This is a genomic window from Rahnella sp. AA (genome assembly GCF_002834385.1).
Classification (GTDB): Bacteria; Pseudomonadota; Gammaproteobacteria; order Enterobacterales; family Enterobacteriaceae; genus Rahnella.
Genome location: NZ_PITQ01000008.1, coordinates 82,684 through 98,972 on the forward strand (window position 1 = coordinate 82,684; position 16,289 = coordinate 98,972).

Annotated in this window: 15 protein-coding genes and 1 tRNA gene; 12 read left to right on the plus strand and 4 right to left on the minus strand. The window is 50.9% G+C overall.

Annotated features, from left to right (window positions below):
- The first annotated feature begins 3 nt into the window (after positions 1–3).
- The 5 genes from CWS43_RS18735 (at position 4) to CWS43_RS18755 (ending at position 5,470) form a co-directional block, all read left to right on the plus strand.
- Complete coding sequence (locus tag CWS43_RS18735; protein WP_101078597.1) at positions 4–987, plus strand: ABC transporter substrate-binding protein; 984 nt, start codon at positions 4–6, stop codon at positions 985–987.
- Positions 984–1,811 carry an ABC transporter ATP-binding protein gene (locus CWS43_RS18740; protein WP_101078598.1) on the plus strand — a complete coding sequence of 276 codons (828 nt, stop codon included), beginning with the start codon at positions 984–986 and terminating at the stop codon, positions 1,809–1,811. Before CWS43_RS18735 ends, CWS43_RS18740 begins: the two co-directional genes overlap by 4 nt.
- 4 nt (positions 1,812–1,815) lie before the next feature.
- The gene (locus CWS43_RS18745; protein ID WP_101078599.1) at positions 1,816–2,631 is read left to right on the plus strand and encodes an ABC transporter permease; all 816 of its coding nucleotides are present in this window, start codon (positions 1,816–1,818) and stop codon (positions 2,629–2,631) included.
- Positions 2,632–2,658: 27 nt separating this feature from the next.
- On the plus strand, positions 2,659–4,062 hold the full coding sequence (locus CWS43_RS18750) for an FAD-binding oxidoreductase (protein ID WP_101078600.1): 1,404 nt from the start codon (positions 2,659–2,661) through the stop codon (positions 4,060–4,062).
- 130 nt (positions 4,063–4,192) lie between these two features.
- The gene (locus CWS43_RS18755; RefSeq protein WP_101078601.1) at positions 4,193–5,470 is read left to right on the plus strand and encodes an outer membrane receptor protein; all 1,278 of its coding nucleotides are present in this window, start codon (positions 4,193–4,195) and stop codon (positions 5,468–5,470) included.
- Positions 5,471–5,562: 92 nt separating this feature from the next.
- Here the strand turns inward: CWS43_RS18755 and CWS43_RS18760 are convergent, their stop codons facing one another.
- Positions 5,563–6,327: a carboxymuconolactone decarboxylase family protein gene (locus CWS43_RS18760; RefSeq protein WP_101078602.1), complete on the minus strand. Its 765-nt coding sequence runs from the start codon at positions 6,325–6,327 to the stop codon at positions 5,563–5,565.
- A gap of 274 nt (positions 6,328–6,601) precedes the next feature.
- Between CWS43_RS18760 and CWS43_RS18765 the strand changes: the two genes are divergently transcribed.
- Positions 6,602–7,657, plus strand: a complete 1,056-nt coding sequence (locus tag CWS43_RS18765; RefSeq protein ID WP_101078603.1) for an alpha/beta hydrolase — start codon at positions 6,602–6,604, stop codon at positions 7,655–7,657.
- 124 nt (positions 7,658–7,781) lie between these two features.
- Positions 7,782–8,858 (plus strand): alpha/beta fold hydrolase, encoded by a 1,077-nt coding sequence (locus CWS43_RS18770; RefSeq protein WP_101078604.1) that lies wholly within the window; start codon positions 7,782–7,784, stop codon positions 8,856–8,858.
- 208 nt (positions 8,859–9,066) lie between these two features.
- Here the strand turns inward: CWS43_RS18770 and katG are convergent, their stop codons facing one another.
- Entirely contained in the window at positions 9,067–11,277 is a 2,211-nt protein-coding gene (katG, locus tag CWS43_RS18775) for a catalase/peroxidase HPI (RefSeq protein WP_101078605.1), read from the minus strand.
- Positions 11,278–11,550: 273 nt separating this feature from the next.
- A complete protein-coding gene (locus tag CWS43_RS18780; RefSeq protein ID WP_101078606.1) occupies positions 11,551–12,576 on the minus strand; it encodes an LLM class flavin-dependent oxidoreductase in 1,026 nt (341 codons plus the stop codon).
- Between the two features lie 263 nt (positions 12,577–12,839).
- Between CWS43_RS18780 and CWS43_RS18785 the strand changes: the two genes are divergently transcribed.
- The 4 genes from CWS43_RS18785 (at position 12,840) to CWS43_RS27570 (ending at position 15,239) form a co-directional block, all read left to right on the plus strand.
- A tRNA-Asn gene (locus CWS43_RS18785) sits at positions 12,840–12,915 on the plus strand.
- A gap of 210 nt (positions 12,916–13,125) precedes the next feature.
- Positions 13,126–13,617 carry a hypothetical protein gene (locus CWS43_RS18790; protein ID WP_101078607.1) on the plus strand — a complete coding sequence of 164 codons (492 nt, stop codon included), beginning with the start codon at positions 13,126–13,128 and terminating at the stop codon, positions 13,615–13,617.
- 350 nt (positions 13,618–13,967) lie between these two features.
- The gene (locus CWS43_RS18800; protein WP_101078608.1) at positions 13,968–14,684 is read left to right on the plus strand and encodes a YnfC family lipoprotein; all 717 of its coding nucleotides are present in this window, start codon (positions 13,968–13,970) and stop codon (positions 14,682–14,684) included.
- A gap of 375 nt (positions 14,685–15,059) precedes the next feature.
- On the plus strand, positions 15,060–15,239 hold the full coding sequence (locus tag CWS43_RS27570) for a hypothetical protein (RefSeq protein ID WP_232777068.1): 180 nt from the start codon (positions 15,060–15,062) through the stop codon (positions 15,237–15,239).
- Positions 15,240–15,390: 151 nt separating this feature from the next.
- Here the strand turns inward: CWS43_RS27570 and CWS43_RS18810 are convergent, their stop codons facing one another.
- Positions 15,391–15,771, minus strand: coding sequence for an SDR family oxidoreductase (locus CWS43_RS18810; protein ID WP_232777086.1), 381 nt, complete (start codon positions 15,769–15,771; stop codon positions 15,391–15,393).
- On the opposite strand from CWS43_RS18810, the gene CWS43_RS27575 reads away from it, so the two are divergent.
- The gene (locus tag CWS43_RS27575; protein WP_232777102.1) at positions 15,670–16,170 is read left to right on the plus strand and encodes a hypothetical protein; all 501 of its coding nucleotides are present in this window, start codon (positions 15,670–15,672) and stop codon (positions 16,168–16,170) included. The genes CWS43_RS18810 and CWS43_RS27575 overlap by 102 nt on opposite strands.
- Positions 16,171–16,289 lie beyond the last annotated feature (119 nt).

Consider the following 16,289-nt stretch of genomic DNA (forward strand, 5'->3'; position numbering starts at 1 on the left):
ACGATGAAAATACGGCGTACACCCTCTTATACCCTGCTTGCCCTGCTGCTGGCCGGGGTTTCCACCACCAGCATGGCGGAAGAGAAATTCACGTTCCTCACTAACTGGTACGCTCAGGCGGAGCACGGCGGTTTTTACGACGCACAGGCCAAAGGTTTGTACAAAGCGGCGGGGCTGGATGTCAGCATCAAGATGGGTGGCCCGCAGGTGAATGTCATGCAACTGATGGCCGCCGGTCAGGCTGACTGTACGCTTGGCGACAACGGCCAGGCGCTGGAAACCTGGCAGGCAGGCGTTCATGCGGTCACGGTGGCGACGGTGTTCCAGCATTCACCGACCGTCTTTATCAGCCATGACAAGGTGGATAAGGCGCAGGAGCTGAAAGACAAAACTTTCCTGCTGGCCACCGAGGCTTACACCTCCTTCTGGCCCTGGGCGAAGAGCGAACTGGGGCTGGCCAGCGCGAAGATTCGTCCTTACACCTTCAGCGTACAGCCTTTCCTGGCAGACAATAATCTGGTGCAACAGGGTTATGTCACTTCCGAACCGTTCTCGGTCGAAAAAGGCGGCAAACCTTTCTACGTCTACATGCTGAGCGACTGGGGTTATCCGCCATACGGCAACTCAATTATCTGCATGGCCGATACGGTTAAAAAACGCCCGGCTGCAGTTGCCGCCTTCGTAAAAGCCTCTATGCAGGGCTGGAAAGAATATTTGCAAGATCCGACCGCCGGTAATGCGCTGATCACCAAAGATAACCCGCGCATGGGTGCCGACCAGATTGCCTTTGGTATCGCGCAGATGAAGAAGTATGAGCTTGTCACCGGCGGCGATGCGCAAACCGGCGGTATCGGCATCATCACGGAACCCCGGCTGAAAAAGACCTGGGACATGCTGGTGAAAAACAAGCTGATTGACGCGGATAAAGTGCCGTTTGAGCAGACCTATACCCTCGATATGATCAAAGACGCGAAGGTCATGCCATGAATTCAGCCCCTAAACTGACCATGATGAGCGATGTCCGCTCAGCCAATCCCCCGCCGGTGCCGGCTATTGAGGTGCTGTCGGCGGAGAAAATTTACAGCAACGGCACGCGTGCGCTTTTGCCGGTCAATCTCACGATTAATCAGGGAGAATTCGTGACGCTACTCGGCCCGTCAGGCTGTGGCAAAAGTACGTTATTAAAGATGGTCGCCGGCCTGGTCGAACCCAGCGACGGCAAGCTGGTGCTGTGGCGGCGCGACAGCCGCGAAAAAGCGCAGATGCCGCTTTCTTTTGTGTTTCAGGAGGCCACGCTGATGCCGTGGAGCAACGTGCAAAACAACGTACGTTTACCGCTGGATCTGGCGGGCGTGCCACGTGCCGAAGCCAACACCCGCGTCAGTGAAGCACTGGAGCTGGTGGGCCTGGGGAAATTTGCCAACGTATTGCCGCGCGAACTCTCGGGCGGCATGCAAATGCGCGTATCGATTGCCCGCGGGCTGGTGACGCGCCCGAAACTGTTGCTGATGGATGAACCCTTTGGCGCACTCGATGAAATAACCCGTAATAAGCTCGACAGCGACCTGTTGCGCCTGTGGCGTGAACAGGGGCTGACGGTGGTATTCGTCACCCACTCGATTCACGAGGCCGTGTTTTTGTCGCAGCGGGTGATCATGATGGCCGCAAGGCCAGGCCGGATAGTGGAAGATATCGCCATCACCGAACCTTTCCCCCGCAGCGAAGATTTCCGCGTCAGTCCGGCTTTTTCACGCTATGCGAAGCAATTGCAGGACAGCCTGCTGCAAGCCAGCCAATCGGGTATGGAGTAACGGTATGCAAACTCAAAAATCTTCTCCGTGGATCAACAACCCCACGTTTCGCAAAGTGCTTTATCCGGCGGTCGTGGCGGTGATCGTGATTTTGCTGTGGCAGGGCTGGGTGAGCTATTTCAAAATCCCTCAGTTTCTGGTGCCCTCGCCGGTGGTGATGCTGCAAAGCCTGTGGACCAACCTGGGTTCGCTGATGATGTCGCTGCTGTTTACGCTGAAAATCACTCTGATCTCGTTTTTACTCTCGATCATCATCGGTGCAGCAGTGGCATTTGTACTGGTGCAAAACCGGTTTGTTGAAACCGCGCTGTTTCCCTACATCGTGTTCCTGCAGGTGACACCGATTGTGGCCATCGCGCCGCTGATTATTATTTGGGTCAAAGACACCACGATGTCGCTGGTGGTGTGTTCGACGCTGATGGCGGTGTTTCCGATTATTTCCAATACCACGCAGGGGCTGCGCAGCGTATCGCCGGGCCTGCTGAGCTATTTCCAGCTCAACCATGCCAGCCGTTTGCAGATACTGATCCGTTTACGCATTCCTTCCGCCCTGCCTTATTTTTTTGGTGCGCTGCGGATTTCCAGCGGCCTGTCGCTGATCGGTGCCGTCGTTGCCGAATTTGTCGCAGGCACGGGCGGCAATAACACCGGTCTGGCCTACCAGATTTTGCAGGCAGGATATCAGCTGGATATTCCGCTGATGTTTGCCGCCCTGCTGTTAATTTCACTCACCGGCATCGCGCTGTTTGGCGTGATGTCATGGATTTCGAGGCGCGTACTGAGCGCCTGGCATGAAAGCGAAGCCGTGCAATCCCAATAACCTTATTCACGATTAGGCAGGAAGAAGATGGACAGTGAACAACGTAAACATGCGCTTGCCCTGATACAGCAGGCGTTGCCCGATCTCGACTGGACTTTGCAGGCGGCGAAGGTCAAACGCCTTTCACGCGATTTTCACTGGTTCAGCCCGGTGCTAAAACAACAGCTCGAAGACAAACAGGCCGATGCCGTGGTCAGGCCACGTGACGAAGAAGAGCTGATGTTACTGGTTAAAGCCTGCGTTCAGCACCAGCTGCCGCTGATTTTACGCGGCGGTGCGACCGGCAACTATGGTCAGCTGGTGCCCTTAGAAGGCGGGATTTTGGTCGATATGACCGGACTCAGTCAGATATGCGAACTGGGTGACGGCGTGGTTCGTGCTCAGGCGGGGATCCGGCTGGCCGAGATTGAAGCATTCACGCGCCCGGCGGGCTGGGAGCTGCGCTGCATGCCATCTACTTACCGGCTGGCCAGCCTGGGTGGCCTTTACGGCGGCGGCTTTGGCGGCATTGGCTCAATCAACTACGGCCCGCTGGGTGCGCCTGGCAATGTGCTTAGCGTAAAAGTGATGACGATGGAGGCCGAACCGCGCATTCTGCATGTCCCTGCCCCGCAGGCGCTGCTGTTGCACCATGCCTACGGCAGCAACGGAATCATTCTCGAGGTTGAGCTGGCACTGGCGCCGCTTCACCGGTGGATAGAACGGCTGGACGTGTTTGATGATTTCACCGACGCGCTGGATTATGCCAACGCCTTTGCACGCTCTCCGGGGCTGGTGAAACGCCAGCTGGCCCTGTTCGCCGCGCCGATCCCGAGCTATTTCAGCCATCTGAACGGGCATTATCAGGCAAATCAGCATGCCGTCATCAGCGTTATTGCGCAGGAAAGTGAGGGATTCTGTGCCAGCCTGCTGGAAAAATATCGCGGGCACAGCGCCGTGCGTCAGACCGCCGACGAGGCGCGTGAAGCCAATGCATCACTGATGGAATATTGCTGGAACCACACGACGCTGCACGCCCTTAAAATTGACAGCTCTCTCACTTATTTGCAGACGGCGTTTAATTATACGAATTATCGTCAGCAGATTATCAATATGGCTGCTTTATTCGGCGATGAGGTTATTTCGCATATTGAATTCCTGCGTGACAATGATGGAAATATAACCGCCAGCGGATTGCAATTAGTACGTTATTCCACCGAAGAGCGGCTGAATGAAATAATGGTTACTTTCCGTGATAATGACGTAAAAATAAATAACCCCCATGTTTATCAAATTGAAGATGGTAAACAGGGAGAAATAAAACCGGAGGTTGTTTCCGTTAAAAAATGCCTTGATCCCAATGGGTTACTTAACCCTGGCAAGCTCAGAGGCTGGGAAGTCCGCGACACATTAACATTAGATAATAATCCTCTTTTATTGACTGACAGATAAAAATAACTATTATCCTCCCCGCTTATAAAAAACCGGGATAGCAACCGTTTGCGTATTACCCGATAAAAACAATTATTGGCCGTCTTCTCTGCCGGCTGAAGACATTATATTTTTTGACAGGAAGATATTAATGAAAAGTAACAAATTCAACTTTACGCTAAAGTTGGGCGCAATCGTCGTTTCTCAGGCGTTATTCATGGGGCATGCACTGGCGGCCACACCGGCCGCATCTGGCTGCGCGGCAGGCGTGGCGGATTCCCTGACCGAAATGTTCACCTGCGGCTCGGTCACCGGCAGCCTGCGCACCCTGTATTACTCCACCCACAATGCGTATTTTTCACCAGGCTACTCTCAGGACACCGTCAGTTACGGCGGCAGCGTGAAGTATGCGACGGCGGAATACTACGGCCTGAGCCTTGGCGTCAGCGGTATTCTCCAGCGCGGTATTTCGCACAACGACGACCACCTGATCACCGAACTCGGCCCTAACGAGACCGGCGTGGGCGAAGCTTATCTGAGCTACCACTATCAGGACTTCCGCATTACCGCCGGTGACCAGCGCATCAATATCCCGTTTATCGGTGACTATGACTGGCGTATTACACCGATTCTGTTCCGCGGCGTTGACACTAATTACGGCGACAGCGACAACTTCCTGCACGCCACCAAAATCACCCGCTACAAGCCGTGGGGCGATGACCAGTTCCTCAATACCACCGCTTATACTGACGCCGAGGGCACCACGAACGGCATGTGGGGTATTGGCGGCGGACGGGCCATTAAGCTGGATAATAAAAAACTTAACGGTCAGCTTTGGTACGAGGATTACAACAACTACACCAAAATGGTGTACGCCGACAGCTTTCTGTCCTGGTCTGATACTGCGTCTCAGCCAAAAATCGGCGTTCAGTTTATTCGTGGCCTGAGCGAGGGCAAAGCGCTGGCTGGCGACGTTAACAGCACCAGCTACGGTGCGCAGTTCGCGATGAATTTCACCCCGGTATTGAAATGGTCCCTGAATTACGACCACATCGCCGCCAACGGTAATGCCTACGGCAACGGTGCACTGGTGACGCCTTACGCACACAACACCTCCTCCGGCCCGTATTTTGCGCAGCCGTTCTTCACCAGTACCCAGGATCTGGGCAGCGGCAATGCCTATTCGACCGATCTGAACTGGACCGCTACCGACAATATCTCTTTGGGCAGCCGCTATTCCTTTATGGATTTGACCGCCAGCGCCGGTGCATCCAGCAGCAATCAGTCTGAATATCTGGTGTACGGCACCTACAGTTTCGATGGTGTACTCAAAGGGTTGAGCATCACGGATTTTGCAGGTGTGCAAACCACCTCAACGTCAGACAAAGATTTCTGGCAGAACCGTCTGGCCCTGGAATATGATTTTTAAATATTCATTAGCGCGGTGCTAATGCAACGGCGGCTTTCTTCTGAAAGCCGCCGTCAGCGTGAACACGTACTTATTACGCAGCCCGGCGCATTTTACTTCGCGTCTGGCTGCGCCTTCTGCAATGCATTTTCAGCCCGCGCGGCGGCCGCACTTTCCCCCTTGTCCCGCAGTACCTGCACGAGCTGGCGCAACTGCCCGGCGCTCAGGCCAACCCGCAAACTGGCGCGCGTATGTGACAGCAGTTGTGCTTCCACTCCCGGCGTGGCGGCTAAAGCCCCCACCGTCGCAAGTTCACGGCTTTGCCAGTCCAGATTGTCACGGGCAAAAATATCGCCAAATAAATGCGTTTGCAGGAACTGATTAATCACCGGAGCAAATTCGAAAACCGGCCCCTTCACGGGTGCGCCTGAGATCTTTGTCTGATTCGCCGTTCCCACACGCCGGAGTTCATCCCCGACAGGAACAGGATTTACAGGCTCTTTGCCCAACACATCGTGAATGCCGCGCTGTTTACGTTCCTCAACCACTTTCATCAGTTCTGTCAGCGCATTCAGGCTGCGGGGAAAACCGGTATACGCATAGAGCTGAACGAGAATTTCTTTGGTTTCATTGATAGTCAGCCCGGCATCCAGCCCCTGATTCAATGCAGCATTGAGTTTTTCCATCTGGCTGCTGGCCATATAGGCGGCAATCAGGGGAATGGCCTGCTGACGTGCCGACAACGTTTCGGAAACGGTTTGCTGATGATTCATGTCTGTTTGTCCCTGAGGGGCTGATGCAGCATGGAACGACAGGCCGCAGCTGAAAACAAATAAGGCTCCCGTCGTGAGTGTTTTAAAGCGTGTCATTGTATTCATCGGTGATTTCCTTTCCATTTATTTGCCATTATCCATGTTGATATTAACAAGCGGCATATGTCGTCAACCTGACAATAAGCTGACAGCGCTGTCAGAAATATTATTTCCACGCAAAACCGGATGTAGTTTCTGACAGGCTGACAGGTTTGTTATCTTCCGGTCATGCTGATGACAGCCCTCTTCTTTAAACTGGCATTCAATCTTGCTGACGTGAAAAGGTGGCGCGAAAGCAATTTATTACTAATTGAAAATTATTTTCAGGAGAGATGAGTCAATGAAGAAGAATACCCTAAAAGCCACATTGCTGGCCGCCATGATGAGTTTATCCATCGGCACGTCCTTGGCAGCAGATTATAAACAAAATCCGTTTACACTGGCTTACGACGGCGCTATTACCGAAAATGTGAAAGGTAAGGTTAATATTCATCCTGTGAGTTATAAACTGAATGGCATCGATATTTCAGCCAACGTTTATACTCCTGCGAATTACGACCCTGCCAAAAAATACCCGGCAATTGTGGTCGCCCATCCCAATGGCGGCGTAAAAGAACAAGTCGCCGGTTTGTATGCCCAGAAACTGGCCGAACAGGGCTATATCACCATCACGGCAGATGCCGCGTATCAGGGAGCCAGCGGCGGGACCCCGCGCAGTGTGGATAAACCGGCAAATCGCATCGAAGATATTCACGGCATGGCAGACTTTATCACTCAGTATCCCGGCGTGGATGTCGCTCGCCTGGGGCTGCTCGGGATTTGCGGCGGTGGCGGATATTCACTGGCAGCGGCAGAAACCGACAAACGCTTCAAATCCATTGCCACCCTGAGTATGTTTAATTCCGGGCTGGTACGGCGCAATGGCTTACAGAATTCACAACTTGATACCCTCCAGCAGCGTCTGCAGCAGGCTTCCGATGCCCGTGCACAGGAAGCCGCCGGGGGTAAAATTCTTTATTCCGGTGATGCTAACCTGACGGATGAACAAATCGCGAAACTGCCTTTCGAACTGTACCGTCAGGGTTATGAGTATTACTGGAAAACGCATGCGCACCCGAATTCAACATTTAAATACACCACCAGCAGCTTGTTGGATCTGATTCGTTTTGATGCCACCGATCATATCGACCTGATCAACAAACCGCTGCTGATGATCGCTGGCAGCAAGGCCGACACGTTGTATATGACCAAAGATGCATTTGCAAAAGCGACCGGAACGAAAAAGAAAGAATTATTCATTATTGATGGCGCAACCCATATCGAAACTTACTGGGTTCCCAAATATGTTGATTCTGCGATGAGTAAACTGACGCCGTTTTACAGCCAGAATCTTTAATCTATCCTTAATTCTGCTGAAGTATTTCCACTGACGCTGTCATTTGGCTTGTGGCATGGCGGATAACGCCTTTATAAAATTCATCATGCCACACTGCTTTTTTGACGCACCCACGGAGAATGGAATGATAGTTGTCAATAAGAAGAGTATTTCATCAATATTGCTGGCCTGTATCCTGGCACCTTCTGCAATAGCAGCAGGAAAACCCGCACCTTTAATTATCCAGGAACAGGGGAGTTTTACCGCAGGCGGAACAATGAAAACGGAAGCGGGTACCTTTGATCCGCACAAACCGCTGGAACCTGCGGGTCAGACTTATCGCGGTGATCATGCCTACGCTTTTTATCAAAAACCGGTTAATCCGCATAAATATCCTATCGTAATGCTGCACGGTGCGGGGCAATTTTCCAAAACCTGGGAGACTACCGCTGATGGCCGTGAGGGATTTCAGAATATTTTCCTGCGTCGCGGTTTCTCCACTTATGTGGTTGATCAGCCACGCAGGGGGGATGCGGGTCGCAGCATGGCCGAAACGACCATCAGCCCTAAAGGCGATGAGCAGTTATGGTTTAATCAGTTCCGCCTGGGCGTCTGGCCGGACTATTTCAAAGGCGTACAGTTCCCGCACAACCCCGAAGCGCTGAATCAGTATTTCCGCTCGATGACGCCCAATACAGGCCCGTTTGATATGAAAGTAGTGACGGAGGGTATTTCCGCAGTCATTGATAAAACAGGACCGGCCATTTTGTTCACCCATTCTCAGGGCGGTGGCCCCGGCTGGTACACCGCGATGCAAAACCCGAAGGTGAAAGCCATTGTGGCGTTTGAACCGGGCAGCAGTTTTGTGTTCCCGGAAGGTGAGGTGCCCGCGCCGATGCCAAGTGCCTTTGACACACTGAAAGGCGAACCGGTACCCCTGTCGAAATTTATGGCGCTGACGAAGATCCCCATCATCATTTACTACGGCGACAACATTCCGGACCAACCGACTGCAATGCCTGCGCAGGACAGCTGGAGAGTCAGGCTCGCCATGGCCAGAAAATGGCGCGATACCGTCAATCAGCATGGCGGGGATGTCACCGTGGTGCATTTGCCGGAGATCGGTATCAAAGGGAATACGCATTTTGCCTTTTCTGACCTGAATAATGTGCAAATTGCCGATCTGGTTTCTAAATTCCTGGCAGATAAACATCTGCAATAAAAAATATTCCGGATCCGGGTCGCTGAGCCAGAGCCTGATGCAGGCAGGGCTGACAGGGAAGATAATATCAGTAAACAAATTCAGGCATGGCAACCAGACAACGTCGTAATAAGAGAACTCATTGCGATCCAAACGAGAAAGCCCGCTTAAGTTTCCTTAAACGGGCTTTTGTTTTACTGATTTCAGTAACTGGAATCAGTCATTACTTTCAGAGTTCGAACCTGTCCAGATTCATCACCTTCGTCCATGCCGCAACAAAGTCTTTCACAAACTTCTCTTTGGCATCACTGCTGGCGTAAACCTCGGCGCTGGCGCGTAACACCGCATTCGATCCGAACACCAGATCGGCGCGTGTTGCGGTAAATTTAACGGCACCGCTGACGCGATCACGGCCTTCAAAACGTTCCTGTGAGGCGTCTGTGGCCTTCCATGCGGTACGCATATCAAGCAGATTCACGAAGAAATCGGGGCTGAGTTCACCCACATTTTCCGTGAAGATGCCCAGCTGGCTGCCGTCATAGTTTGCGCCCAGTGCGCGTAATCCACCGGCGAGCACCGTTAATTCCGGCACGGTCAGCGTCAGTTGCTGAGCCTTGTCGATCAGCAGGTTTTCCGTCGAGGTATTTGCTGATTCACCGCGGTAGTTACGCAAACCATCCGCTTTAGGTTTGAGCAATTCGAACGATTCAATATCGGTCTGATCCTGACGCGCATCCACACGACCAGCGGTGAAAGGCACTTCAATACTGACGCCGGCGGCTTTCGCGCCCTTTTCAACACCGACCACGCCCGCCAGAACAATCAGATCCGCCAGGGACGCTTTTTGTGATGACTTCTGGATAGCTTCCAGAGCAGGCAGTACGCGCGCGGCAATGGCGTTAACGTCCCATTCCCTCTGCGGCAGCAGCGCCAGCCGGGCACCGTTTGCCCCGCCCCGTTTGTCACCGCCGCGGAACGTTGACGCCGAAGCCCACGCCACGGAAACCAGTTCGGCCACGGAAAGACCGGACGACGCAATATTTTCTTTCAGTTGCGCAATATCAGCGGCGGTTGGGTGATAAACCGGCACCGGTAACGGATCCTGCCAGATGAGATCTTCTTTTGGCACTTCCGGGCCGATATAACGCGCTTTTGGCCCCATATCTCTGTGAGTCAGTTTGTACCAGGCTCTGGCAAAGGCTTCGTTAAACGCCTGCGGATCGTTATGGAAACGGCGCGAAATTTTCTCAAATTCCGGGTCAAAACGCAGCGTCAGATCGGTAACCAGCATGGTCGGTTTGCGCTTTTTCGACGTATCGAAAGGATCAGGGATAATATCCGGTGCATTGACGGCTTCGAACTGAATGGCTCCAGCCGGGCTGCGCGTCTGCACCCATTCATATTTGAAGAGGTTTTCGAAGAAATAATTACTCCACTGCGTTGGTGTCTGCGACCAGATGACTTCCAGACCGGAAGTGATCGCATCCGCCCCGGCACCGCTTCCATAGCTGTTTGCCCAGCCCAGCCCCTGCGCTTCGATAGGTGCGGTTTCGGGGTCAACGCCCACATGGCTGGCCTCTGCGGCGCCGTGTGTTTTACCCAGCGTATGACCACCGGCGATTAACGCGACAATCTCTTCGTCATTCATCCCCATATTGCCGAAAGTGGCACGGATAGCCGGGGCCGCCGAGGCCGGGTCGCCACTGTGATTCGGGCCTTCCGGGTTGACGTAAATCAGCCCCATTTCGGTCGCACCTAACGGTGATTTGGCGAGTTCTTCCGGATGACGGTGTTCAAGCCAGGTAGTTTCGTCGCCCCAGTTCACGTCCAGGTCAGGTTCCCATACGTCTTCACGCCCGGCACCAAAACCGAAAGTGCGGAAACCGGAGTTTTCCAGCGAGACATTCCCGGCCAGGATATAGAGATCGGCCCAGGAAATTTTTTGACCGTATTTTTGCTTCACCGGCCACAACAGGCGACGCGCCTTGTCGAGGCTCACGTTATCTGGCCAGGAGTTCAGCGGTGCAAAGCGCTGCTGTCCGCGCCCGGAACCACCCCGCCCGTCAACTGAACGGTAAGTCCCTGCGCTGTGCCACGCCATACGAATGAAAAGGCCGATATAGCTTCCCCAGTCGGCAGGCCACCAGGCTTGCGACTCGGTGAGCAATGCTTTGATATCGGCTTTAAGTGCGGAATAGTCTAATTTGGCAAATTCTTTACGGTAATCAAACGATTCGCCCAACGGGTTTGAGCGGTTCGAGTGTTGGTTCAGCAAATCAACCCTGAGCTGGTTCGGCCACCAGTCACGATTGCCTGTCCCGCCGCCCGACGCTTTATTCTTATTTCCCTCATGAAAAGGGCATTTACCGGCTGATGCTTCCCTATCTGCTTCAACAATAGGCTTTGCGTCTTTTGCATCTTCATCAATAGAACTGCTCATGCTCACACTCCTTTTATGTATTCTCATTGCTACTCTATACGCGGATTTAACCCAGTCACATCTGAATCACCCTATGTATTTGATAGTCCTTCCCTTCGGTTTCTGACGTTCACGCAACGGGTTTGGGCGGCAATGAACGTATTCTTTACATGAGTATAGAGCAGAGAGTTAATGATAAAGACATTCCCGCCCGCGCCACGGATCGCAAAATAAGAAAAGCCCGCACAGGTTTCCCCGGGCGGGCTTTTTTGCTTTTCAGGCAGTGTTCAGGGGCTAATCACGCCAGCCCAACTCAGGGGCAACATGTTTGAGTATCGATTCAATGACGTGCACGTTGTAATCCACACCCAGCTGGTTCGGTACGGTGAGCAATAGTGTGTCAGCTTCGGCAATGGCTTCATCCTGCTTCAGCTGTTTGATCAACGTTTCAGGATCCGCCGCATAACTACGGCCAAAAATCGCGCGCGTTTTCTCGTCGAGGAAACCCACTTTATCGCCATCGTTACTGCTACCGCCGAAATAAGCGCGATCCTGATCATTCATCAGGGCAAAAATACTGCGGCTGACGGAGACCCGTGGCGCACGTTCATGCCCCGCTTCTGCCCAGGCGGCGCGATAAGCACGGATTTGCTGCGCCTGCTGGATATGGAACGGTTCACCGGTTTCATCATCCTTGAGGGTAGAACTTTGCAGATTCATCCCCAGTTTCGCGGCCCAGACGGCGGTTGCATTCGAACCGGCTCCCCACCAGATGCGTTCGCGCAAACCTTCCGAATAAGGTTCCAGGCGCAGCAACCCCGGAGGATTCGGGAACATCGGTTGGGGATTCGGCTTCGCAAAACCTTCACCGCGCAACGCATCCAGCAAAACCTCGGTGTGACGCCGTGCCATATCCGCCTCGGTCTCACCTTCGGCAGGCTGATAACCGAAATAGCGCCAGCCATCAATCACCTGTTCCGGCGAACCGCGGCTGATCCCCAGTTGCAAACGCCCGCCGGAAATCAGATCCGCAGCGCTGGCACTCTCGGCCATATACAGCGGGTTTTCGTAGCGCATGTCGATCACGCCGGTGCCGATTTCGATACTGCGTGTTTTCGCGCCGACGGCGGCCAGCAGGGGGAAAGGTGAACCGAGCTGGCGGGCAAAATGATGTACCCGGAAATACGCACCGTCAGCGCCCAGCTCTTCTGCAGCGACCGCAAGATCGATGGATTGCAGCAAAGCATCAGCCGCCGAGCGCGTGCCCGACTGGGGTGATGGCGTCCAGTGACCAAATGACAAAAATCCAATCTTTTTCATCGCGTCTGCATCCTCAAATTGCGTAAACCGATGTGCAGGATCAGCCTTTGGCAGACTGCACGTGCATAGGGTTACTCTACGCGACTCAGGATGAGAATAAATATCATTTATTTAACATAAGGATTCAGTTTATTTGATTAACACCGGTGATTTTTGTTTATTTTTTAATAACCTGAACAAAAAGTCTTCCATCAGAAGGCTAAAGGAAAAAAACCTTTGCTACCGGCAGCATCACTCGCTATTATGCGCCCCGTTCACACGATTCCTCTGTAGTTCAGTCGGTAGAACGGCGGACTGTTAATCCGTATGTCACTGGTTCGAGTCCAGTCAGAGGAGCCATATTTATAGAAGCCCGCTTCAGGAAACTGAAGCGGGCTTTTTGGTTTTGGTGGTTTCTGCAAAGGCGGCTAAGAGCGAGGTGCGGACGGATTGCTATTGATTGCACCACAAGGTGATTTAAGCGTCTAATGTGGTTGAAAATCACAGGTCATTAAAGTTAGGTATTTTTTTGCCGATGTAACATGGACATCCATTCACGGAGGAAGGCTCATGAGAAGTTTGGTTTTATCTGCGTTGCTTCTATTAACTATAGTTCCAGCTTCGTATGGTCAAGAAAATATTCAGCACAAACAAATTAAGCCATATGTGATTAATTTTCTTAAAAAAGTAGCGAGTTCATCGGCAAGTTGTGATTTATTCAAAGATTTTTTAGCAAAAGATCATTCAAATGAAAATAATAAGAAAATGATGTTAGGTTTTTGCGATAGCGATATTGATTTTTCAAAGCCAATATCATTCTCCGAAATGAGCACTCATCACTTTGAGGGGGCGAATTATGTGTGCGGAATCATTTCTGGCCGAACAAAAATCAATCAAAAAATAGGTGCTCGGTTTATCTCTGCAGAGCCACAACACTTGATATTAGACGTTAAGTACTCACGCCGTCCCATTGCATACACGATTGATGATAAATCCTTAGTTTATGAGTATCACTTGCAGATGAAGTCATTTAATGAGCTTAACAAAAAATATTGCCAGTGAATGATAATCCAGGCTGATGTTCCAATAAACTATCGGGTGGTTGTATCCACGCATAGCTCATATAGTTTTCAGCAAGTGAGATACGGCCTTTGTTCCAAGGTGACGTGTTCATACTCAAATCTCCTGCAATATGGGAGATTTGAGTATGGTTGCCCCTTATGAGCGAGGAGCGGAAGTTAGCTACCAACTCTGTGGCGTTTTAATTCAATATAAACTACTGAGCGTGATAATCTCAAAAATTCATTTCCAGTAATTTATCTTCCATAGCGGCCTCTGAATCCTAGTTGAAGATTGCTTATAACCATGCTGTAATACCGCGTTAATTAAATTATATAAACAAAGAGGACAAAATGAGTAAAATACTTGCAGCGTTAGTTGGTGCTTTGTTTTTCTCTGGAATAGCAAATGCAAATGATAATTACATACCTATACTATATAACTTATCAACCATATTAGATTTCAATCCCGTAAAAGGCCCAATAAGATCACTCGATGAAAATGTTGTAGTTAATGGAAAGGAAACTCAGGAAATCAATCTTGAATTTGATAACAATTTTTGTGTTGAGAGTTTAACTATTAACAGACCAGCTGAGGGTTACTCTCTTCAGCTTAAATTAAAGGGTGGTATCCTTGATGGGCAAAAAAATGGGAAGCCATTTTCAATAGAGTTGTCTAAGGACTGCAACCTTTATTCAGTAAATGAAAATGGTAACAAGATGGAGTACACACTAAATGCCAATGGGATGATAAAAGACACATTATATTTAGGACGTAAAATATCTGAACACTTTTATGATGAAGAATCAAATTTGGTTCGTACAGTATTTCTTTTTGAAGAAAAATTACTTTCAAAAAACGAAGTTACATATGCAGATAGTCATGAGCGGCCTCTAGACTATAAGATAACAAATTTCGCGAGTAACTCTGGTGGATTCATCGCCACAAATTCCTGTAAATACTCAGAACAGCTTGTACCGGAGCTGTGCCAACTGACGGTGCAGAACACCGATTCACCGCCTCCAAGACCAATAAAAATGACGGTGAGCACAAAAGTAGAATTTTATTAAGCGCAACGCTCATTCTGTCGTTGGAATCCAGCCTTTTTCCGATGGAAGACAGCAAAACAGATGTGCAGATGATATAATTGCCGACTAATAATTAATCAAGGGAGAAATTCTCGATATGGCGTAATCATCATTAGAGTACAGTTTAGTCTGCATTGAGCGAAAAGCGGAAGTCGGCAATTGTTAAAACCGTTAAGGTGGACATCATTTGCATTTCCGTGAGTAAATTTACAGGTAGAAAGTTAAAGTGAGTGAACAGAAAATGAGAGTTAATGAATTTTATTTGGATGGAGCATGTGTCCTATCTGAAAAAGAATTTCATTCTATTATTTCTTTATCTTTAAACTTTGGCCCTTACTATGGCAAAATCTTGATGCGTTGTGGGATCGCCTTAGCACTGATATTGAAAGGCCAGTAAAAATAATATGCTTGAATTCCGAGCTATCCAGGGTGGGTCTTGGCAATTATTTCGACAAAATTATCGAGGTTTTTGAGAGGGTAAAACTGCAAGATCTGAATTTCAACTGGGAAGAAAAATTCGATTATGAATTGAAATAGCCCGCCCCAGCCGGGCGGTGGCCGACTCCCCTTTGCCAATGCAAGACGGGCTTTACAATGTCCGCTGTTGGCACACAGCTGACCTGCTCCCCGTTGATTAATACAGACTGAATAGACCTAGTTTTAGGCCTCCATCACAGATAATCGTTTGTCATGTAACAAACGTATTCATAATGAAGAAACGGATCGCTTCAGCGATATCATCAGATTTGCCCACCCTGCCTACTGGTGTTTTTCCTGCATATTCATCGAAAACTGTCGATTTATCTTCTTCTGAAAGAAAGTCCCACCAGGGAGTGTCAATCACTCCCGGAGAAACACCGTTAACCCTCAGTGGTCGCAGTTCGGAAGCCAGAGTAGGTACAAGTGCTGCAACTGCTGCGTTTGCTGCACCGATAACTCCGATGCGTATGCCACTGATCGAGCGCAGTTGGAATCGCAGAGTAGCAACCAGCCGATCTATGCGATGGGCAGTTATGCCAATGCCAGTTTGCCGATGTTCGGTTATTCGGTCAGTGATCAGACAGGAGATACGCTCTCCCGCTACAGCGTGGGGACGCGTATAGGTGGTTTGGTGCAAACTACAGGTGGGGAACTGCAGGCGCTGGGCGGCTTGGCAATGTGCACGACGGGAGTGGCTTGCACGGCGGGTACTTATCTGGCAGCCTCAGGCATAGATATGGCTTATGCGGGTGCTAACAGTTTCTTGTCAGGCATCAGTCATAAAACCAGTGGCGCGTATTTGCTTGAAGGGTTGGGAGTATCTACGGAGCACTCGGAAGGGATTTACGGCCTGACGCAGGCAGGTGCGGGGGGATTGGGTCTTGGAGTGCAAGTGGAGTCGGTGCAGTTGCGCAAGAGACGGCTACGGGTGCAAAAGGCATTGATAACATTTTTGAAGCCGGTCGCACGCCAAAGGCAGGTGAGTTAAAAGAGTACGCGGAGGCTCAAGGCTGGAAGCCCTCTCAGACCGATGGTGGCCCCCCTCAAATACGTTGACGAGAATGGCATTCCTCGTGTGACAATCAAACAAGGGAGCTCGCGCGCGCC

What these genes read in the sequence shown, in the direction of transcription:
- CWS43_RS18750 (WP_101078600.1), top strand. Translation starts at nt 2,659, where the DNA reads ATGGACAGTGAACAACGTAAACATGCGCTTGCCCTGATACAGCAGGCG.
- CWS43_RS18735 (WP_101078597.1), top strand. Translation starts at nt 4, where the DNA reads ATGAAAATACGGCGTACACCCTCTTATACCCTGCTTGCCCTGCTGCTG.
- CWS43_RS18800 (WP_101078608.1), top strand. Translation starts at nt 13,968, where the DNA reads ATGAGTAAAATACTTGCAGCGTTAGTTGGTGCTTTGTTTTTCTCTGGA.
- CWS43_RS18745 (WP_101078599.1), top strand. Translation starts at nt 1,816, where the DNA reads ATGCAAACTCAAAAATCTTCTCCGTGGATCAACAACCCCACGTTTCGC.
- CWS43_RS18770 (WP_101078604.1), top strand. Translation starts at nt 7,782, where the DNA reads ATGATAGTTGTCAATAAGAAGAGTATTTCATCAATATTGCTGGCCTGT.
- CWS43_RS18740 (WP_101078598.1), top strand. Translation starts at nt 984, where the DNA reads ATGAATTCAGCCCCTAAACTGACCATGATGAGCGATGTCCGCTCAGCC.
- CWS43_RS18765 (WP_101078603.1), top strand. Translation starts at nt 6,602, where the DNA reads ATGAAGAAGAATACCCTAAAAGCCACATTGCTGGCCGCCATGATGAGT.
- CWS43_RS18755 (WP_101078601.1), top strand. Translation starts at nt 4,193, where the DNA reads ATGAAAAGTAACAAATTCAACTTTACGCTAAAGTTGGGCGCAATCGTC.
- CWS43_RS18760 (WP_101078602.1), bottom strand. Translation starts at nt 6,327, where the DNA reads ATGAATACAATGACACGCTTTAAAACACTCACGACGGGAGCCTTATTT.
- CWS43_RS18790 (WP_101078607.1), top strand. Translation starts at nt 13,126, where the DNA reads ATGAGAAGTTTGGTTTTATCTGCGTTGCTTCTATTAACTATAGTTCCA.
- katG (WP_101078605.1), bottom strand. Translation starts at nt 11,277, where the DNA reads ATGAGCAGTTCTATTGATGAAGATGCAAAAGACGCAAAGCCTATTGTT.
- CWS43_RS18780 (WP_101078606.1), bottom strand. Translation starts at nt 12,576, where the DNA reads ATGAAAAAGATTGGATTTTTGTCATTTGGTCACTGGACGCCATCACCC.